This window comes from Ferrovum myxofaciens, from assembly GCF_000735045.1.
Taxonomy (GTDB): Bacteria; Pseudomonadota; Gammaproteobacteria; order Burkholderiales; family Ferrovaceae; genus Ferrovum; species Ferrovum myxofaciens.
Genome location: NZ_JPOQ01000252.1, coordinates 1 through 278, shown reverse-complemented (window position 1 = coordinate 278; position 278 = coordinate 1). Strand labels below are relative to the sequence as shown.

1 protein-coding gene is annotated in these 278 nt (G+C 51.4%); it reads right to left on the bottom strand.

What is annotated here, in order from left to right:
• Nucleotides 1–278, bottom strand: a 278-nt coding sequence (locus IV91_RS0113265; protein ID WP_031599239.1) for a 3'(2'),5'-bisphosphate nucleotidase CysQ family protein, incomplete at both ends; no start/stop codon positions are given.

Here is a 278-nt window from a genome sequence, read left to right as displayed (position 1 = left end):
TGGGCTTGAAGCGCTGCGCAAATGCCAGGGTTTCTGGCGTCATATGGCTTTTACTCGCCACAATTCGCACAGGTCTACCCGAAACCGGCCACGGCGCAATCTCAATAGAGCCCCCCATGATTCCATTGATTCGAAATGCACCCTCGTCTTCCCCCCCCCAGTAGATCAAATCCAGGGCCGGAGCCCCCACCACACCAAATATGGATTTTCCATGCCAAATCAAAGCGATATTAACTGTAAATTCACCACTTCCTGCCAAAAATTCCTTGGTTCCATCC